The sequence below is a fragment of the Streptomyces sp. NBC_00557 genome (assembly GCF_036345995.1).
In the GTDB taxonomy this organism is placed as follows: domain Bacteria; phylum Actinomycetota; class Actinomycetes; order Streptomycetales; family Streptomycetaceae; genus Streptomyces.
Genome location: NZ_CP107796.1, coordinates 8,231,270 through 8,248,825 on the forward strand (window position 1 = coordinate 8,231,270; position 17,556 = coordinate 8,248,825).

A 17,556-nucleotide genomic window follows, 5' to 3' on the forward strand; every position below is an offset into this window, starting at 1 on the left:
AGGATCTGACTGGCTACTCCTCGGGCTCCCAGGCGATCAGCTGCTCGAACACCTGCTGGTCGCCCACGATCTTCAGGTCGCTCAGCGTGAGGCGGCCCCAGACGAAGAGGAGCAGCTGCTCGGCCGTGCCCGTGGCCGAAGCGGAGGCGGGCGCGGCGTCGTCCGTGAGGGGTGCGGGCCAGGCGCCGGTGCCGTCCAGCGAGAGGAGCCAGGAGCGGTCCTCGGTGGCGTGGTAGTGGATGGTTGCGGCCTCGTGCGGCCAGGCCGCCGGGGTGGAGTTGCAGGTGTCGAGAAACTCGGCCACGCCGTCGATCGCGACGTCCACCGGCATCGGCTGCACGGCGCCTGCGGCGAGCTGGGCGTCGTAGGTGTGCACCAGCACCTCGTGCACCCGGCGCCGGGCAACGCCCCAGGCATTCGCCGGCGACACGCCGGCGCGCCACCACGTCCAGCACTCGCGCTCCGGGCCAGCCTCGCGCAGCGCACTCAGCAGCAGCGCGTTCGACTCGGCGTACCAGGCCAGCAGCGCCTCGAGCTCGCGCGGCACCTCTGCGGCATGCTTGGCCGGCGGAGCCTCGGCCGGGCCCGCGGCGACGATCGCGGCCCACCAGCGCTGGCCCGTACCCAGGTGCTGCACCAGATCGAACAACGTCCACTCGGGGCAGGACGGCACCGGCGCGTCAAGGCTGGGCGCGGCGGCAACCGCACTGCGGAACGCGGCCGACCGCTCGTCGATCAGTTGCAGCAGGGCGGAATACTCAAGACTCTCTGTCACATCGCTTGCCTATCACCCCAGCTCAGCCGACTGCACCCTATTTTCCAGGTCGTCAGCTGCGGGAGTTGGAGCACCTGATAGAAAGCCTGGTCGTAGTCATATCCCCTTCGTGACTGGCTCGTTGAACGAGTCATGGGGAAGAGGCTGCCACTGACGACCGTGGTTACGTGCAGGGCATCCTGTTCGCGCTGCACACCGGGATCCAGTGGGAGTGGCTGCCGGAGCGCGGCTTCGGGTCCGCGATGACGTGCTGGCGCCGGCTGGGGGACTCGCACGAGGCCAGGGTGTGGGACCGGCTGCACCAGGTGCTGTTGACCCAGCTGCACCGCCGGCAGGTTCGCTTCGCGGCGCGGCTACCGCTGTTGTCGCGGGGAAGAGGCCCTTCCAGGACGGCGTGCGGTTCCTCGACTGCCACCTGCAGCGCCCCCAGGAACTCCTGGTCGCTTGTTCGGCATCCGCGGCGATCTGCCCGGCGGGCAGATCGAGCCTGATGAAGGGGAAGCCGATGAATCGGTCAGGATGTGCTGTGACAGCGGCGTCGAGTTCCTGCCATGCGGTTGGGGGCCGTCGCGGCCACTCGGGTGACACCGCGCCGCCCGCCGACTGCACGCCACACTGCGCTGCTTCCTGACGTGGCATCGGTGGCCGCCCAGCGGCCACCCTTCAGGCGGTGAGGCTGAAGAGGGCGATCAGGGCCGCGTAGCAGGCCAGTATCAGCGCGGTGCCCGCCAGCTGGGTGCGGCGGCCGAGCGCCCGGTCGGGCAGCAGCCAGAAGGCGAGGACGCGGTTGACCAAGGGCATCAGCAGCCAGGTCAGAATCGACACGCTCAGCACGTTGCCGATGAACAGGCCGAGGTATCCGGCGACACCGGCGTGGGTCAGCGCGCTGCCCACTGTCAGGTTGAGCACCATCACGGTGGGGTAGAGCGCGAGGAGGACGGTCATGGCCTGCTTCCAGCCGGGCGGCATCTCGTCGCGTGCCTCCGACCCGAAACGGAACCAGCCGCTGAAGGCGGAGTCGACCTTGCGCACGTCGTAGCCGGCGAAGTACTTGCGGCCCTCGTCCAGGAGTTTCCTGCGGATGTCCGACTCCAGCCACTGGTCAAGGTGTTCGCGGGTGTCGAACCGGAAGACGACGACCCATCGGTCCTGGACGCCTTCCACCGGCGCGAACAGCTCCGACCCCATGAATCCGGCAAACCGCTCCTGGGCCTTGAGGATCTTCTCCTGCCAGCGCGCGAAGTCCTCTTCCCGCCCTGTCTTGACGTCATGGGAGATGACCGCCGTCACCACGTCCTGGGCTGGCGCCCCGCCGCTGAGCACCTCCTGAGTGGGGGGCTCCTCGAACAGTGGGCGGCCTCGGGCGAGCAGGTCGCGGTGGGTGGCCGACCCCAACCACGCGCGGAGTTGGTCGACGCGGGAGAAGCGGAACACCACGACCCATTCGTTCTCGGCATCGGAGGACGGGGGATAGAGCTCCGTGCCCTCAAACCCGTCCTGCTCCCGCACGGCCCGGTCAACGCTCTCCTGCCAGCGCCGGTAGTCCTCCTCCCGGCCGCTGCGGACCTTCTGACAGGTCACGACTGTGGCCCCGGCCCCGCCGGGCTCACGGTTTGCACCGGCACTCATACGGAGTAGCCTAGTTCCAGGCGGACATTACTCGCAAAAAATAACAAACCGGAATTCTTCGCAACTGCTCTCGTTGCGTCGGACGGAGGTTTCCCATGGGCCAAAAGGAATTCCTGGCCGAGGCAGTACGGCTGGCGACCGAGTCGGTCGAGCAGGCCTGGGGTGGCCCGTTCGGCGCCGTCATCACGCAGGACGGCGAGATCGTCTCCCGTGGTCAGAACCGCGTGCTGCTCACCGGTGACCCGACGGCGCACGCCGAGGTGGAGGCGATCCGGAAAGCCGCTCAGATCCTCAACCCCCAGGCGCCCACCATTCCCCCGGACCACCAGAACGAGGGCACCCTGGCATACGTACCGCGCCCGGAGGGATCCCCCGACCCCGTGCCGGAGCGAGCCCGGATGCTCCAGGGGTGCTCGATCTACATCAGCGGCGCGCCGTGTCCGATGTGTATGAGCGCCATCTACTGGTCGCGTATCGACGCGGTCTACTTCGCCTGCGATCTGGACGCCACCCGAGAGATCGGCTTCGACGATGCCTTCCAGTACGAGGACTTCCAAAAGCCCCTGGACAAGCGGCGGATCCACGTCGAGCAGATCTATCCGGAGCTGGGTGCCAAGGCGTACGCGGCATGGTCGCACAAACCCGACCGGCATCCGTACTGACGACGAAAGCCGCCCCGGCAGCTCGGCACCGTCATGAGCGCACCCGGCCGGCCGGCATCACTTGAGGGCGCAGTCATCCGCAGAGGTGACCCGGGCTACGAGACCTGCCGCGCCGGCGAGTTGTGGAACGAGCTGAAGCCGCAGCGGTACCCCGAGGTGATCGTGCGGGCCGCCGGCGAGCGGGATGTCCCGGAAGCCCTCAGGCTGGCCCGCTCGCGCGGTTTGCGGGTCGCCGTTCGAGCCGGGGGCCACAGCTGGTGCGGTTCACCCCTGCGGGACGGAACTCTGCTGCTGGACCTCTCCGGGCTCAACCGGCGGCGGATCGACGCCGACTCCGCGACGGCGACCGTGCAACCCGGCGTCATCGGCAGCCGGTTCGCTCTCGAACTCGCCCGGCGCGGTCTCGGCTTCGCGGCGGGCCACTGCCCCTCGGTGGCGCTGGGAGGCTATCTCCTCAGCGGCGGCCTCGGCTGGAACTCCCGGCTGTGGGGGCCGGGCTGCGCCGCCGTCGAGGAGATCACCGCCGTGACGGCCGACGGCGAGGTGGTCCGGTGCAGCGAGGACGAGCACCCCGGCCTGTTCTGGGCGGCGCGTGGAGCCGGCCCCGGCTTCTTCGCCGTCGTCACCGCCTTCCGCCTGCGCCTGCATCCGTTCCCGGGTGCACTCGCCACCACCTCCTACGTCTTTCCTCTCACGGCGGTCGGCCCGGTGGCCGGCTGGGTGACCGAGACGGCACCTGAGCTTCCGGCGAACGTCGAGGTGTCCTTCGTCCTCGCCGCCGGCGACGCATCCCGGACAGCCGTCACCGTGACGGTGAGCGCCACCGCGTTCGCCGACTCGCGCCCCCAGGCCGTCCGCGACCTGGCGCCGCTGCACGACGTGCCGCTCGGCGACCAGGCGCTGTCCCGACGCGTTGACGAACCCTCGTCTCTTGGTGCTCTGTACGACGCAGCGGCCTGCCTGTGGCCTGAACGGCACCGCTACGCAGCCGACACGCTGTGGTCGCACCTGGACTACGCCTCGCTCCTTGCGGCGATGGGCGAGGCGCTCACCGCCGCCCCCTCCCGCAAGTCCATCGTGCTGGCACCCGTCTCACCGGTGTCCCGGCAGGAGACGGTGGCGCGGAGCATGGCCTTTTCCGTACTCGGCGACAGCTATGTCGTGCCCTATGCCATCTGGGACGCCCCATCGGACGACGACGACAACGTCCGCTGGCTGCGCGAGACCATGCGCACCGTGGAGCCGTACGGAACCGGGCACTACATCGCCGAGGCGGACCTGACTGCCGACCCGTGCCGCGCCCGGCGCTCGTTCACCCCCGCCGACTGGCAGCGCCTGGAAGCCCTGCGGGCCGCGTACGACCCGCAGGGCCTCTTCTGCTCCTACCTGTCCGCCTGAAGCCGAGTGAAGTCGGCGACGCGGTTGGCGGCCCGCCGGGCGAAGTCCAGGCCAGGGCGGCCGACGCCGCACACGGTGCCGCACATCGGGACCCGGCAGCACTTTCTCCAGTTCAGGCCGGCGCGCAGCGATCGAGTGCTGCTCGAAGCCGGTTGAGTCCCTCCACTCTCCAGTGGGCTCGGTCGGGCATTTGGTCGTCTCGGCGCCAGCGCCAGGCCGAGAACATCGCCCAGTTCAGGGCGCGGCACCGCTGAATCAGGTCGTGGTCGGCCCCCGCATAGTGCTCTCCCGCTTCTTCGGGGGCATGGGCGAGGTCGAACTCGATCGGCCCACGGCAGCAGGTGGCGAGGTCTGCGAAAAGCGGCCCTCTTTTCGTGTTGAGGAGGTTGCCCGGATGCGGCTCGCCGTGCAACAACTGGTCGCCGGTCTCGTCGGTGCTGATCGTGGCACTCAGCCCACTGAGTGTGTTGCTGAGGAGTTCCCGGTCAGCATCAGGTAGCTCGGGGGACTGCTCCCGGTCGTTCACCTCTCTCAGTGCCGCGGCGACTCGATCGGTGAAATGCGGTGCGTCCAGATCGATCCGGCGCAGGGCGAAATGGTGCCGCATGAGGATGTTTGCATAGTCGGTCGGCGTGATCTCTGATCCCACAGGTTCGTAGTAGGTCCAGAACGAGATGGCGAAGGCGTCACGCACCTGGACTCGGGCCTCGACCCGAGGATCGAGCTCAGCCACCGGTGCGTCGACGTCGGCGAGACGGCGAGCAACCTCCACTTCGAACTCGGAACCCGCCAGATGCCCCGAAGGCGCGACCCGAACGAGAACATCGCAAGGGATCAAGCGCAGCGCGACGCGGTCCGAGTTGTGGATGACGATGGCATCGTCGACCTGAAGGCCCAGCTCCGAAGCGGTTGCCCGTGCTGCCGCAACTGCTCGGCGGAGTTGTAATGGTTCCATACCGTTCTCACTCGTCGTTGAGTGCGCATACGCGTCTGCAGACACCAGCGACGCTCCCGATGTCTTCCGTGGACATCATTCGGAGCCCAGACCCGGATCCGGCGCTCGGCATCGCAAAACAGGACCCGCACAGGCCCTGGGATTTATTCGACCGATCATGTGACCAGTCCGTGTCCGGGTCGTTGGTGCGGACACGGGGGCGAGGCGATCTAACGGATGCCGAGTGGGAGCGGCTACGGCCATTTCTGCCCGTCAGCATCGGTCGTTGTGGCCGGTGGCGGCACTATCGGAAGGCGATCGACGGGCTCGTCGTCTCCTTCCGCAGCGCCGGGGTACCACCGGCGCTGGACGATCAGCGTCATCGCCCGTCGGCTGAACCGCCGCACCCGGTCAGTCGCTGCGGGTTTGGCGGCGAAGTGGCGAGCGGGCGCCCAGTGATGCTCCGTCCTGTCGAAGTCCGCGCCAGGCTCAGCAGCTTGGGTCAGGAAGACCGTGACACCCGCCGCCCGGGCCAGGGTGGTGGTGCGGCCGACGTATTGAAGGCGGCCTTTGTCGTACCGTCCGAGCAGCAGCGTCCGGGCGAGCGGTGAGTCGTTGTAGGCCTCGACGATCTGGAACGTTCAGTGTCCGGGAACGACGTTGCGGCCCAGGATCTGCGTACGGACCGTTTCGGCCCTTCGGGGTGGCCCGCTGGTGCAGGAGTTCCACCGTGCGGTCGAGCTGGAAGTCGGCAGTGCCGGTCAGCTGGTGGAAGTCGTACAGGCGGCCTCTGGCCCGCTCGGTGGTCTCCAGCGCCTTGGACGGCCCGCCGAGCGCCTCGACCGTCTTGTCGCTCAGGCCGTCGGGACGGCATTGCCGGTCGTCAGGGCCGTCCAGGTGCTCGGTCATGGTTTCTTCCACGGGGCAAGGCTGTAGGCGTCGGGTGCGAATGATCGCGTGGCTGCTGGTCATGGGCCATCGCTCGGAAGTGGTGACTCTGGAGCGCGACGCGGACACCCGCGGGATACCTGGGTGAGGGCCGGGGCCAGGTGGTGGTTCCCGGGCCTCCACGAAGGCTCGCGCGCCCAGGGCCGGATGTTCATGGCGCGATGCCGTACTCAACGACTTCCCGGCATGTGGGACACGCGCCTGGCCTTGTGTGGGGGCCGAGGGCGAAGGTCACAGATGTCGGAAGATGGTGATGGTGCGGCCGGTGCTGCCAGGCGGTCGGAGGCGTCGTAAACGGTTGCGGCCGGCTTTCTGAGCGGAAAGGCCGGCCGCAACCCTGGACACGGGCCGCCGGGAAGGTACCAGCCTGGTCTCCGGGCCTCGCCGCCTGGGCCTGGCCGTCCACCGAGGGTCGGTGGGAGGCGACGGCGGCGTGCCGCCAAGCCGGTGCCTCGGTGGCTTGCGCGCTGCCGCCCCCGCCGGACAGTCACCGTTCACGTGGTCTCCTTTGAACTTACGACAGGACACATGTCAAGCAGCGACTCGCTCGTGTTTCCCGGCAACCCACCCCCACCGCAGGGTGACTAGGCGCCGGAAGATCACCTGCAAGGGCTAACTGCGACTCAACTTCTTCTGGAGGGAAGGACTTTGATGGCTCACCAGCTCTACTTCTGAGTGGTGTAGAGGGCCTCCGCATACCCGATCGGCCCCACGAAGCCGGGATTCCGATTTGCTCGATATGACAGCGATAGGGGGCGTTAGTACGTTCAATCACGCACCGGCTGCCACAGCGGGCGCTGCTGTCTTCATTCTCAGAGAGAGAACACGCGACATGTTCATGACCCATTCCCGCAAGATCACCACGGCCGTCGCGGCCGCCGCGGCACTGACCGCGACTGGTATCACCTACGCCTCGGCCGTCTCAGCGCCGGTTCCCCAGTCAGCCCCGGCGGCTGCCATGGGGGCACCGCTCGGCGGTCCCAGCACCAACAACAACGAAGGCAAGGGCAACGAAGGAAGAGAAGGAAGGGAGTTCCGCCCCCACTTCGAGGGCAGGGTCTTCATCAACGAGCGCGAATACTCCGGCCGCCCCGACGGCTGTATCACCGTCGTCAGCGGCCTGGGTGCCAAGACCCTCAACATCCGCAACGACAGCCGCAACGTGGTCGAGGTCTTCCGCGGGGCCGTCTGCGACAACGGTGCCCCCATCGCCGTCGTCGGCCCCCACAGCTCCGCCGACGGCGTCTGCCCGAGGTTCAAGGACGAGGACGAGCACGAGCACGAGAACTGCGAGGAGCGCGAGCACCACGAGAGGGGCGAGCACCACGAGAAGGGCGAGCACCACGAGAGGGGCGAGCACCACGAGAAGGGCGAGCACCACGAGAAGGGTCGCCACGAGAGGGGCGAGCACCACGAGGATCGCGAGGACGGCGTGAAGGTCAGGAACGGAGTCATCGCCAGCTTCCGCGTCATCTGCCGCCACGGGAATGAGGGCGGCGGATTCGGCGAAGGCGGCGGATTCGGCGAGGGCTGAAGCTAGCAACCGCCTGATCCGCATGCTGGAGGACGCCGGCTCACCGGAATTGAGCCGGCGTCCTCCGGCCAGGAAGCCTGAGTGTCCACCTGAGTGGCAACGCCCACGCACAACGGCGAGCAAGCGGACGTCTGCGGACCATCAGCGCGGGTGAGAGCTGCGCCGGTCCCAGGCAAAGTCCTCACCGAAATTGCTTCGGGTCTGTCAAACGAACGGCCCAGTCTCACATTCGGTGGTGACGCAGCGTGCTCTTCGAGAACGCTGGTTGGGGTATCTCGAGGCAGGCGCCGGTGAGCCGGGCCAGGAGATCGTGATGTTCGGCTTTGAGGTTGTTGGGCCGGGTGAGGAGCATGCGGGCGACGACGTCGCCCTGCTGGCCCTGCGGCTGCCACCCGCGGGCACCGGCCGCCGGTAACGAAACTGCCTTCTGGCTCGGCTGCGAGCCCTTCAGGCGCTGGACCGGCTGCCGCACCTGCTGCGCGTCGACGCCGAAACTGCGATCATCCTGCAGGCGCAGTGAAGGCTGTACTCCCTCGAGCGGGGGTGCGGGGGAGAGGGGCAGTGGGCCCAGTCGCCCGTCGCCCGTCGCCTGGTGTCGGCGTGGGCCAGCTGGGGTGTGTTTCAGCTGGCCAGATCGGCTTTGCCGAACAGGACGGCGTAGCCGGAGGGAAGCTGGCTGAGGATCTGGTTCAGCTCCCCGCCGCTGATCGCGCCGGCGAGGGTGGTCAGGACCGCGCTGGCGTCCCATTCCGCGGTGCGCGGCCGGGCGCCGGTGCGGTCGGCCACCCTGCGGCAGAACTCCTCGATCCCGAAGCTCTCGGCCTGCTCCGACTTGGCCGCAGCCAGCGTCTGGCCGAGCGGCCCGGGCAGCTGGGAGGCCAGGTCCTCGACCTCGCCCGGGCTGATGCGCTGGGCCAGCACGCTCAGCACCGCTTCGGTGACCTTCGCGGCTTCGTCCTGGCTGTCGTATTCGCCGAGCTCGCGTACGCGAGCGAGGAACTCGTGGTGCTGCATCGTCTCGTCACCTCCGCTTGTCTGCCATGTCGAGGCATCGGATGCGATGCCCTGCTCCCGGGTACCCAGGTGAGAGCGAGCCGTGTCAGCTCCGCGCGACAGGCAAGGGCGGCTTGTCTGCCAGGGCGCACTGCCACCGGGATGGCGTCGCCCCTGCCGTTCCATCGCCGGCCACCTGCCTCCGCTGCTGGTCACGATGAGGGAGACACCCGGTCCCTGAATGGCAACCACGACCTGCTCCTGGGCGTCGACCCCCCAACCGTCCCCGCAGCCGGGCCATCGTCGCACTGCCGGCGCGCTCCACCGTCCTGCTGTACACCAACGGGCTGGACGCCGGGCTGACCCGGCTGCGTCAGCACACGACGGTTGCCCAGCGCCCGCTGTCGGGCTGGTTGCGCGCTGCCGAAGGCCTGCGCCGCCGCCTGTCGCATGGGCAGGCCCGCAGCGGCAGCGAGCGGCCGTATGCCGAGGATGATCTGGCGCTGGTGGAGGATCTGGCCCACCGTGTCGCTCTGCACGTCGACAACGCTCGTCTGCACACCGAGGTGCAGGCGACCGCGGAACACCCGCAACGCCTCCTGCTGCCGCAGCCCGATCATCTGCAGTCAGCTGTTGCGGGTCAGGACGTTGATGGCGGCGGCACGACTGGCCTCGGCTGCTGGCTGGCGGCGCGTTTGAGGTAAGTTCACGGCGGTTCGGCTTCGGGTCAGGCAGGAGATCTTGTCGTCTAGCCGCCGCACAGCAGGAGCGCCCATGCCCGCCGCCAGGACGTCTTCGGCGGCGGGCATGTTGGTTCGCAGCCGTCAGGTGGACCTCAGGGCAGTACGACGATCTTGCGTCCCCGGCCCGCTGCGAACTGGTCCAGTGCCTGGGGGTACTCCGTCAGCGGCATCCGATGGCTGATGAACACCTGCGGGTCGAGCACCCCGGTGGCGAACAGCTCCGCCGCGCGCTCGTAGCTGTGGAGCACGGCCATGGAACCGGTGATGGTGATTTCTTGGTTGTAGATGCGGTACGGCGAGATGGTGGCCGTCGTCGCGTAGTCGGAGACGCCGAACTGCAGGAAGGTTCCGGCCTTGGCGACGCGCTGCAGGCCGTCCTGGATGGCGGCGGCGTTGCCGGTCGCGTCGATGACCACGTCCCAGCCATGCGGTCGCCCCAGCTCGTCGGCCGAGGGTGCCGCCTGGGAGCAGCCCAGTTTCTCGGCGGTCGCCAGCCGCTCCGGGTTGAGGTCGACGATGTCCACCGAGGCCGCTCCGACGCGCTTGGCCAGTTCCAGCATCATCAGGCCCATCGTGCCGCTGCCGTAGATCAGCACGTGGGAGCCGATCCTGCTGTTGAGCACGTCGTAGCCGCGCACCGCGCAGGACAGCGGTTCGATCAGGGCCGCGTCCTGGACGTCGACGTGACCGGGCAGGCGTACGCAGTTGGCGACGGGCGCCACGGCGTACTCGGCGGCGCCGCCGGCCACGGTCACGCCGATCGCCTGCCACCGGTCGCAGAGGTTGTTGCGGCCGGCCCGGCAGTATCGGCACTCGTTGCAGTACAGGGAGGGGTCCACGGCGACCCGGTCGCCGAGGGAGAGTTCGGTGACCTCACTGCCGAGGCCCACGACCTCGCCGGCGAATTCGTGGCCCGGCACGACCGGCAGAGTCGGTGCGAACTCGCCCTGCAGAATATGCAGATCTGTCCCGCACAGCCCGCAGGCCGCCACGTCGACCACGACCTCGCGTGGCCCGGGTGTGGGGTCGGGCACCGTGGTGACGGTGACCCGGCCGGGGGCTTCGATGACGGCGGCTTTCACTTGACTGCTCCTAGCGACAGGCCGCGGACCAGTTTGTCCTGGGCGGCGAAACCGGCGATGAGGACCGGCAGGGAGACCAACGTGGCGGCTGCGCAGAGCCGGGCGAGGAAGAGGCCCTCGCTGGTGATGAAGCCGACGAGGAAGACCGGAGCGGTCGAGGCGTTGGTCGCGGTGAGGTTGACGGCGAACATGAACTCGTTCCAGCTGAAGATGAAGCAGATCAGCGCGGTGGCCGCGAGCCCCGGCATGGTCACCGGCGCGACGATCCGCAGCAGCACCGTGGGCAGTCCGGCGCCGTCGACCTCTGCGGCCTCCAGGATCTCCTTGGGCACCTCGGCGAGGAACGAGCGCATCATCCACACCGCGATCGGCAGGTTCATGGCGGTGTAGAGGACGATCAGCGTCCACACGTTGTCCAGCATCCCGGCATCCTTGACGATCAGGTAGACCGGCAGCAGGGCCGCGATGGCCGGCAGGAACTTGGTGGACAGGAAGAAGAACATCACGTCGGTCCACTTCTCGACCGGCTTGATGGACAGCGCGTAGGCCGTAGGCACCGCCAGGGCGAGCACCAGTAGCGTCGAAATGACGCTGGCCATGACAGAGTTGAGCAGGAACGGGGTGATGTTCCGGCTGAACAGCAGCTTGTACTGGTCGAAGGTGAGGGACGCGAAGAGGCTGGGCGGGTTGGTCGCCGCGTCCGCCTCCTGGTGGAAGGAGGTGAGCACCATCCACGCCACCGGTGCGAAGAACGCCAGGGTGGCGAGCCAGGCAACGAAGGTCCACAGGGGCGACAGACGGGGGGTGCCGCCGTGGTCGTCGCTTCGGCGCAGCAGCTTCTTGAGCCTCGCGCCGGGCGCGGTGACTGCTGCGGGAGCGGTCATCGGGACACCTCCTCGCGGAACAGCGACGCGATCGTGCGCAGCGCGAAGGTCGCGATCAGGATCGAGCCGAGGACGACGACCACACCGGCGGCGGCCGCCTGGCCGTACTCGTACTTGCGGAACATGGTCAGGTAGATCTCGTAGGGCAGGTTGGTCGTCTGGGAGCCGGGGCCGCCCTGGGTGATGGTGTAGACCGCGTCGAAGGTCTGCACGACGTAGATCGTGCCGAGCAGGATGCCCAGCTCGATGTACTGGCGCAGGTGCGGCAGGGTGATGTGCCGGAAGGTCTGCAGCGCGGAGGCCCCGTCCATACGGGCGGCCTCCAGGACGTCACCAGGCTGCGCCTGCAGACCGGCCAGCAGTATCAGCATCATGAACGGCGTCCACTGCCACACCAGCGACACCACGACGGCGGGCATCGGGTAGGACGAAACCCAGTCGATGGTGGGTCCGTTGGCGGCTCCGAACAGCCGGTAAACGGCGTTCAGGGTGCCGTTGAGCAGACCGTAGTCTGGGTTGTAGATGGCGTGCTTCCACAGCAGGGCCGCCGCGACCGGCATGACGAGGAACGGCGCGATGAGCATCGTCCGCGCCAGACCGCGGCCGAGGAACCGCCGGTCGAGCAGCATCGCCAGGCCGAGTCCGAGAACGACGCTGATGAGCACCACCGACGCGGTCAGCACCATGGTGTTGAGCACCGCGGTGCGCAGCCGGTCGTCGGTGAAGACGAACCTGAAGTTCGACAGACCGACGAAGTGACGGTCGCCAGGCTTGAGGATGTTCCACTGGAACGTGGAGATCACGAGCGTGGCCACGAAGGGCAGTTGGGTGACGACGATGGTGAAGACGAGCGCCGGCAGCAGCGGGATGCGGCGCTTCCATCTGCTGATGCCGGTGGACGTGCGCGGTCGGCTGGGGGGTGATGCCGTCTTGGGGGCAGCGGTGAGTGTGGTCATGGATGTTCCTCTGCCGGTGAAGGCCGGAGTCGTGGAAGCGGTGCCCGGCCGGGGGAGGGGCGGCCGGGCACTGGAGGTCACTTCTGGTAGTTCTTCGCGACGTCCTCGGCGAGCTTCTGGCCGTCGTTCAGCGCCTGGTCGACGCTGGTCTTGCCGGCGATGGCGGCGGAGATCTCCTGGGTGACCTTGGTGCCCAGGTCCTGGAACTCGGGGATGGCCACGTACTGCACGCCCACGGTCGGCCTGGGCTGGACGCCCGGGTTGGCCGGATCGGCACTCTCGATGGACTTCAGGGTGATGTCACCGAACGACGCGGCGGCCTTCTGGTACTGCGGGATCTCGTATGTGCTGGCCCGCTTGCCGGCCGGGACGCGTGCCCAGCCGAGCTTCTCGCCGACCAGCTGCTCGTACTTCTTGCTGGAGGCCCACAGCATGAACTTCGCGGCGGCGTCGGCGTTCTTGGTGGTCTTGGGCATGGCCCACGCCCAGCTCCACAGCCAGCCACTGCTCTTCGTCTCGGCGGTCGGCGCGTAGGCGTAGCCGACGTGACCGGCTATCTTGCTGGCGCTGGGGTCCTCCAGCGACCCGGCCGCGCTGGTGGCGTCGTACCACATGGCGACCTTCTTCTGGCTCATGGCGTTCAGGCACTCGGTGAAGCCGGACTGGGCCGCTCCCGCCTCGCCGTGCTTCTTGACCAGGTCGACGTAGAAGTTCGTCGCCTTCTTGAACGCCGGACTGTTGACTTCGGCCTTCCAGTCCTTGGTGAACCAGGTGCCGCCGAAGGTGTTGACCACGGTCGTCAGAGACGCTCCGAGTTCGCCCCAGCCGGCAAGTCCCCGCAGACAGATGCCCCGCATGCCGGGTTCGGCGCCGTCGACCTTGGCCGCGATGTCGGCTATCTGCTGCCAGGTCGGGTGCTCGGGCACCGTGATGCCCTTCGCCTTCATGACGTCCTTGTTGTACATGAGGAAGGAGGACTCGCCGTAGAAGGGCAGTGCGTAGAGCTTGCCGTCGGATCCGGACAGGGAGGTGACCATGGGCTTGAGCAGGTCGGACTTGTCGAAGCTCGCGTCCTTGTCGGCGTAGGAGCCGAGCTCGTGCAGCCAGCCGTTCTTCGTCCAGATCGGCACCTCGTAAGCGCCGATGGTGGCGACGTCGTACTGGCCGGCCTGGGTGGCTATGTCCTGAGTGACCTTGTCGCGCAGCTCGTTCTCGGGAAGGATCGTGAAGTTGACCTTGATGCCCGTGTCCTTCGTGAACGTGCTCTTGGTCAGCTTCGCGATGTCCTCCATCTGCGGGTTGCCGACCATCAGCACGTTGATGCTCTTGCCGCCGTCGCCGGAGCCCGCCGAGCTGCCGGCCCCGCTGCAGGCGACCAGCAGCGAACCCGCGGCCGTAGCCGTGGCGAGGACTTGGATCATTCTTCGTGTACGCATGACTGACTCCAGGTGATGTTTCGAGGGCATGGGGAACCACGCCTCGGACTTACGAGGAACGGGAGAGGGAAACGGACTGGGCTCAGACGCGGATGACTTCGGGGCCCAGCAGGGAGTAGCGGTGTGCTTCGGACGCGGGCAGTCCGGCGTCGGTGACGATCGCCTCGAACGCGGTGACGTCCGCGAAGCGGCAGAAGCTCACGGCACCGAACTTCGTGTGGACTCCGGAGAAGACCCGTCGCCTGGCGGCCCTGAGGACCTGGGCCTTGACCTCGCTGACCGAGGGGTCAGGGGTGGTGAGTCCGTGCTCGCGGGAGATGCCGTTCGCGCCGACGTACGCCAGATCGATGACGAAGCCGGACAGCATGCGGGTCGCCCAGTGGTCGACCGTGGCCAGCGTCGCGCCGCGCACTCGGCCGCCGAGCAGCAGCACTGTGATGTTCTCGGCGGATGACAGGTTGCCTGCGGTGGCCAGCGAGGAGGTGACCACGGTCAGTGGCCGGTCGCGGGGGAGAGCGGTGGCGATGAGCTGCGGGGTGTAGCCCTCGTCGATGAAGACGGTCTCGGCGTCCCCGAGCAGTTCGGCCGCGGCGGCCGCGATCCTGGATTTCTCGGGGACGTGCATGGTGGTGCGAACGGCGAGTGTGGTCTCGAAGCCCGCGCTCTCGACGGGATGGGCACCACCATGAGTACGCCGGACCAGCCCCTGCCTCTCCAACAGGTTCAGATCACGCCTCACGGTCTCCTTGGAGACCTCGAAACCGGCAGCCAGCTCTCCGACGTCCACGGATCCCAAACGGCGTGCCGTCTCCAGAATTCCACGTCTTCGTTCATCGGCGTCCACGGCGACACCTCCATCTCACGGCTCTATGCGCTCTGTCCGCGCCGGCTGTTTCCCGAGCCCGGCCCGTTCGGGCTTCGGTGGCCAAATTTCTACAAGGGGAATGCCCGTACTAGCCAGGTTCGCCGTAGAACGGTTCATGACCGAATATGCCCGCTTCCCTCTGTGCGGATCCCCTGGATGCTGCCGTGGAGGGACCAGCGGCGCGGGATACTGCTGCCCGCTTGCGAACTGGCGCCTGCCCGTTCGCTGACCGTTTTCCCGACCGGATTCGGACAGTCGCCCCAGGGCCGGAGGGCAAGGGCCAGCCACCTGTGGTGTCTCGGCTCCGAAGTACTTCAGGCAAGCCGGGGATGCCGGATCGGTCTGACCAGGTCGAATCGGACGCAACGACCCCGGTGGCAGGAGACATGCGAAGCCGGAGGTCCCACCCCGTGGACCGGGGCAAGCGGGGTTCCAAGATGCACGTCGATGCACGTCCTGTCGGACGCGAACGGCCTGCCCCTCCTCGTCGGCGTCTCCGCCGGCAACACCCGCGACGTGCCGCGATCGAGCGAGCGGCCGCCGGCCACGGGGTACTGATCGGCACCTTCGGCCGCGCCGCCGACGGCAATCTGCATCCGACCGTCGTCTACGACGCCACCGACCGCGACACCGCCGACCGTGTCAGTGCCTCTTTCGACGACATCGTGGCCGCCGCGCTGGAGCTCGGCGGCACGATCACCGGCGAGCACGGCGTGGGCTCGCTCAAGACGCGCTGCCCCGATGCACAACTCGGCCCCACCGAGCGGGAGCTGATGGCCGGCATCAAGGGCGTCTTCGACCCCGGGGGCATCCTCAACCCGGGCCGCGGGGGCCGGGGTTTCTGGAGCGCGATCGGGCAGGCACTGCCGCCGGGCGCGGGCACATGCTGGTCCGCAACAACGCAGCAGCACCGACGGGTACACCCCGCCCGAGCTCCCACCAGCGTGCCGATCCCGGCGCCCAGAAGTGACCGCTCAGCGCGTCGAACACCGGGCCCACGATCACCGCGCCGGCGACCCCGGACACGATCGCGTACAAGCCCAGCACCGCCAGCCTGATGGCTTCCTCCGGGTGGTTGATGTTCTTGGCGCGTGCTGGTCAGCGGGTGGCCGGGGCCTGATGGGGGAAGGTGACGTTCGTTACCGGCCCTGTTGAGCGGGGCGAGAAGGAGTGCCGGGTGCGAAGAGGTTCGGAGCTGAGAATGTGTCGGGTCAGGTGGCCGGGGCGCCCTCGCCGCGTCGGATGTGGTCGAGCAGATTCTCGCGGTAAGCGGCCAGGTCGCCGTCCCGGTACTGCGCAGGCTTGGAGCACGGCGACGCGGGAGCGGTAGCCGGCGCTGGCGACCATGTCGGTGGGGTCTTCGCCGGATCAGCGCGCAAGGACGTCGCGGCTGCGCTGGACGTCCTCGGGCTCAGCACCTGAGAACGAGTGCTGCGAACTGCCGGCATGACGGAGCCAACGCGACAAGCATCCTCCTTGGGCCGGTTGGCCGACCTGCTTCCCAGACGGTGACTGCATGGCACAACCTCGGCGAGGCTGGCCGCCTCCGGTTGCGCCGTGGAGGTACACAGCCCAGTCTGCTCCTATGGATGGCACTCCGGAAGCCAGTGCGCTGCCCATACTGGTGACGGGCGCGGCGGGCAGTGTCGGTGCCGTCGGACGATCTGTGGTGGAGGGGCTGAGGCAACGGGGCCTGCGCGTCCGTGCCATGGTGCATCGCAAGGACGAGCGAGCGGAGGCGCTGCGCGCGACGGGAGCCGAGGTCGTCGTCGGAGACCTGACGCGCACGGTCGACGTCGCCGACGCCCTGGCCGGTTGTGGACGTATGTACTTCGGCATGGGCGTGTCGGCACAGTATCTCGAGGCTGCCGTGACGGCAGCGGCCGTCGCCCGCGCGTACGGACGCCTGGAAGTGTTCGTGAACATGTCGCAGCTCACCGTCTCGGAGATGGATCTCACCAGCACCTCCGAGTCCGTGCAGCAGCGGCAGCACTGGATGGTGGAGCAGGTCCTCGGCTGGTCAGGCCTGCCCGTCGTCCAGATCAGACCCACCGTGTTCATGGAGAACCCGCTGTTCCGTGTCGGCTTCTCCTCGATCGCGAAGAACGGAAGCATCAGACTGCCCTTCGGCCGGGCGAAAACCTCCCCTGTGACGGCTCGGGACGTCGCCGCGGTTGTTGAGGAGATCCTGGCCGATCCGGGCCCGCACATCGGCCGGATCTACGAGCTGACCGGCCCGCGCTCGGAGGACACCGCGGCCATGGCGGCAGAGCTTTCCGCAGCTCTGGGACGACCGGTCGGGTACACCGATGTCCCGCTGCAGGAATGGATCAACGACGATCTCAGGCCGCTGGAGCTGCCGGACCATGCCTTTCAGCACATCTCCACCATGGCTCGTCTTCACGCCGAGAATCGATACGACCGCAAGGCGGACGGTGTCGAGCAGGTCACCGGGCGGCCTCCATCGGGGGTGGCCGATTACGTCCGTGACAACCCCAGCCTGTTCAGCCTCTGAATCCGGGTCCTCGTGGTGCGGTGTACGCACTCTCCGACAGGACGGCCTGGCCGCCGTAGGCGCGTTTAGCGCAACGTCGAAGACCATGCGGAAGACGGCATCGAAGGGACGCGGAAGACTTGGCGGCCCCGGGCGCTATCGGTGTGCCCTCCAAGGCGCTGAGGATGAACATCGCGGCCTCCTCGACGTCGAGAGTGGCATC

16 protein-coding genes and 3 pseudogenes are annotated in these 17,556 nt (G+C 68.0%); 9 read left to right on the top strand and 10 right to left on the bottom strand.

Annotated features, from left to right (window positions below; genetic code table 11):
* Positions 1-13: 13 nt before the first annotated feature.
* The gene (locus OG956_RS36670; RefSeq protein WP_330342332.1) at positions 14-775 is read right to left on the bottom strand and encodes a maleylpyruvate isomerase family mycothiol-dependent enzyme; all 762 of its coding nucleotides are present in this window, start codon (positions 773-775) and stop codon (positions 14-16) included.
* A gap of 146 nt (positions 776-921) precedes the next feature.
* Here OG956_RS36670 and OG956_RS36675 point away from each other — a divergent pair.
* Positions 922-1,098: pseudogene (locus OG956_RS36675) on the top strand (transposase); the annotation flags it as partial.
* Positions 1,099-1,438: 340 nt separating this feature from the next.
* Here OG956_RS36675 and OG956_RS36680 read toward each other — a convergent pair.
* Complete coding sequence (locus tag OG956_RS36680) at positions 1,439-2,404, bottom strand: antibiotic biosynthesis monooxygenase (RefSeq protein ID WP_330342333.1); 966 nt, start codon at positions 2,402-2,404, stop codon at positions 1,439-1,441.
* Between the two features lie 95 nt (positions 2,405-2,499).
* Between OG956_RS36680 and OG956_RS36685 the strand changes: the two genes are divergently transcribed.
* Positions 2,500-3,066, top strand: coding sequence for a nucleoside deaminase (locus OG956_RS36685; RefSeq protein ID WP_330342334.1), 567 nt, complete (start codon positions 2,500-2,502; stop codon positions 3,064-3,066).
* 33 nt (positions 3,067-3,099) lie between these two features.
* Positions 3,100-4,464, top strand: coding sequence for an FAD-binding oxidoreductase (locus tag OG956_RS36690; protein WP_330342335.1), 1,365 nt, complete (start codon positions 3,100-3,102; stop codon positions 4,462-4,464).
* Positions 4,465-4,576: 112 nt separating this feature from the next.
* Here the strand turns inward: OG956_RS36690 and OG956_RS36695 are convergent, their stop codons facing one another.
* The gene (locus tag OG956_RS36695) at positions 4,577-5,419 is read right to left on the bottom strand and encodes an aminoglycoside phosphotransferase family protein (protein WP_330343043.1); all 843 of its coding nucleotides are present in this window, start codon (positions 5,417-5,419) and stop codon (positions 4,577-4,579) included.
* Between the two features lie 623 nt (positions 5,420-6,042).
* Positions 6,043-6,307, bottom strand: a pseudogene (locus OG956_RS36700) (hypothetical protein); the annotation flags it as partial.
* Between the two features lie 871 nt (positions 6,308-7,178).
* Here OG956_RS36700 and OG956_RS36705 point away from each other — a divergent pair.
* Both OG956_RS36705 and OG956_RS36710 read left to right on the top strand, forming a co-directional pair.
* A complete protein-coding gene (locus OG956_RS36705; RefSeq protein ID WP_330342336.1) occupies positions 7,179-7,880 on the top strand; it encodes a hypothetical protein in 702 nt (233 codons plus the stop codon).
* Positions 7,881-8,112: 232 nt separating this feature from the next.
* Positions 8,113-8,295, top strand: a complete 183-nt coding sequence (locus tag OG956_RS36710; protein WP_330343065.1) for a hypothetical protein — start codon at positions 8,113-8,115, stop codon at positions 8,293-8,295.
* A 206-nt stretch (positions 8,296-8,501) separates the two neighbouring features.
* On the opposite strand, the gene OG956_RS36715 is transcribed toward OG956_RS36710, so the two are convergent.
* Positions 8,502-8,894, bottom strand: coding sequence for a DUF2267 domain-containing protein (locus OG956_RS36715; protein ID WP_330342337.1), 393 nt, complete (start codon positions 8,892-8,894; stop codon positions 8,502-8,504).
* Between the two features lie 392 nt (positions 8,895-9,286).
* Between OG956_RS36715 and OG956_RS36720 the strand changes: the two genes are divergently transcribed.
* Positions 9,287-9,577 (top strand): hypothetical protein, encoded by a 291-nt coding sequence (locus tag OG956_RS36720; RefSeq protein WP_330342338.1) that lies wholly within the window; start codon positions 9,287-9,289, stop codon positions 9,575-9,577.
* A gap of 131 nt (positions 9,578-9,708) precedes the next feature.
* On the opposite strand, the gene OG956_RS36725 is transcribed toward OG956_RS36720, so the two are convergent.
* The 5 genes from OG956_RS36725 to OG956_RS36745 all read right to left on the bottom strand — a co-directional run bounded on the left by OG956_RS36725 (position 9,709) and on the right by OG956_RS36745 (position 14,818).
* Complete coding sequence (locus OG956_RS36725) at positions 9,709-10,698, bottom strand: zinc-dependent alcohol dehydrogenase family protein (RefSeq protein WP_330342339.1); 990 nt, start codon at positions 10,696-10,698, stop codon at positions 9,709-9,711.
* Positions 10,695-11,582, bottom strand: coding sequence for a carbohydrate ABC transporter permease (locus tag OG956_RS36730; protein ID WP_330342340.1), 888 nt, complete (start codon positions 11,580-11,582; stop codon positions 10,695-10,697). The genes OG956_RS36725 and OG956_RS36730 overlap by 4 nt, the downstream gene beginning before the upstream one ends.
* Positions 11,579-12,538: a carbohydrate ABC transporter permease gene (locus OG956_RS36735; RefSeq protein ID WP_330342341.1), complete on the bottom strand. Its 960-nt coding sequence runs from the start codon at positions 12,536-12,538 to the stop codon at positions 11,579-11,581. The genes OG956_RS36730 and OG956_RS36735 overlap by 4 nt, the downstream gene beginning before the upstream one ends.
* A gap of 77 nt (positions 12,539-12,615) precedes the next feature.
* Positions 12,616-13,974, bottom strand: a complete 1,359-nt coding sequence (locus tag OG956_RS36740; protein WP_330342342.1) for an ABC transporter substrate-binding protein — start codon at positions 13,972-13,974, stop codon at positions 12,616-12,618.
* Positions 13,975-14,056: 82 nt separating this feature from the next.
* Complete coding sequence (locus OG956_RS36745) at positions 14,057-14,818, bottom strand: DeoR/GlpR family DNA-binding transcription regulator (RefSeq protein WP_330342343.1); 762 nt, start codon at positions 14,816-14,818, stop codon at positions 14,057-14,059.
* A 428-nt stretch (positions 14,819-15,246) separates the two neighbouring features.
* Here OG956_RS36745 and OG956_RS36750 point away from each other — a divergent pair.
* The 3 genes and pseudogenes from OG956_RS36750 to OG956_RS36765 all read left to right on the top strand — a co-directional run.
* Positions 15,247-15,355 (top strand): annotated as a pseudogene (locus OG956_RS36750) (IS5/IS1182 family transposase); the annotation flags it as partial.
* Between the two features lie 41 nt (positions 15,356-15,396).
* Positions 15,397-15,897 (top strand): FAD-linked oxidase C-terminal domain-containing protein, encoded by a 501-nt coding sequence (locus OG956_RS40340; RefSeq protein ID WP_443065706.1) that lies wholly within the window; start codon positions 15,397-15,399, stop codon positions 15,895-15,897.
* Between the two features lie 527 nt (positions 15,898-16,424).
* Positions 16,425-17,354 carry an NmrA family NAD(P)-binding protein gene (locus OG956_RS36765; protein ID WP_330342344.1) on the top strand — a complete coding sequence of 310 codons (930 nt, stop codon included), beginning with the start codon at positions 16,425-16,427 and terminating at the stop codon, positions 17,352-17,354.
* Positions 17,355-17,556 lie beyond the last annotated feature (202 nt).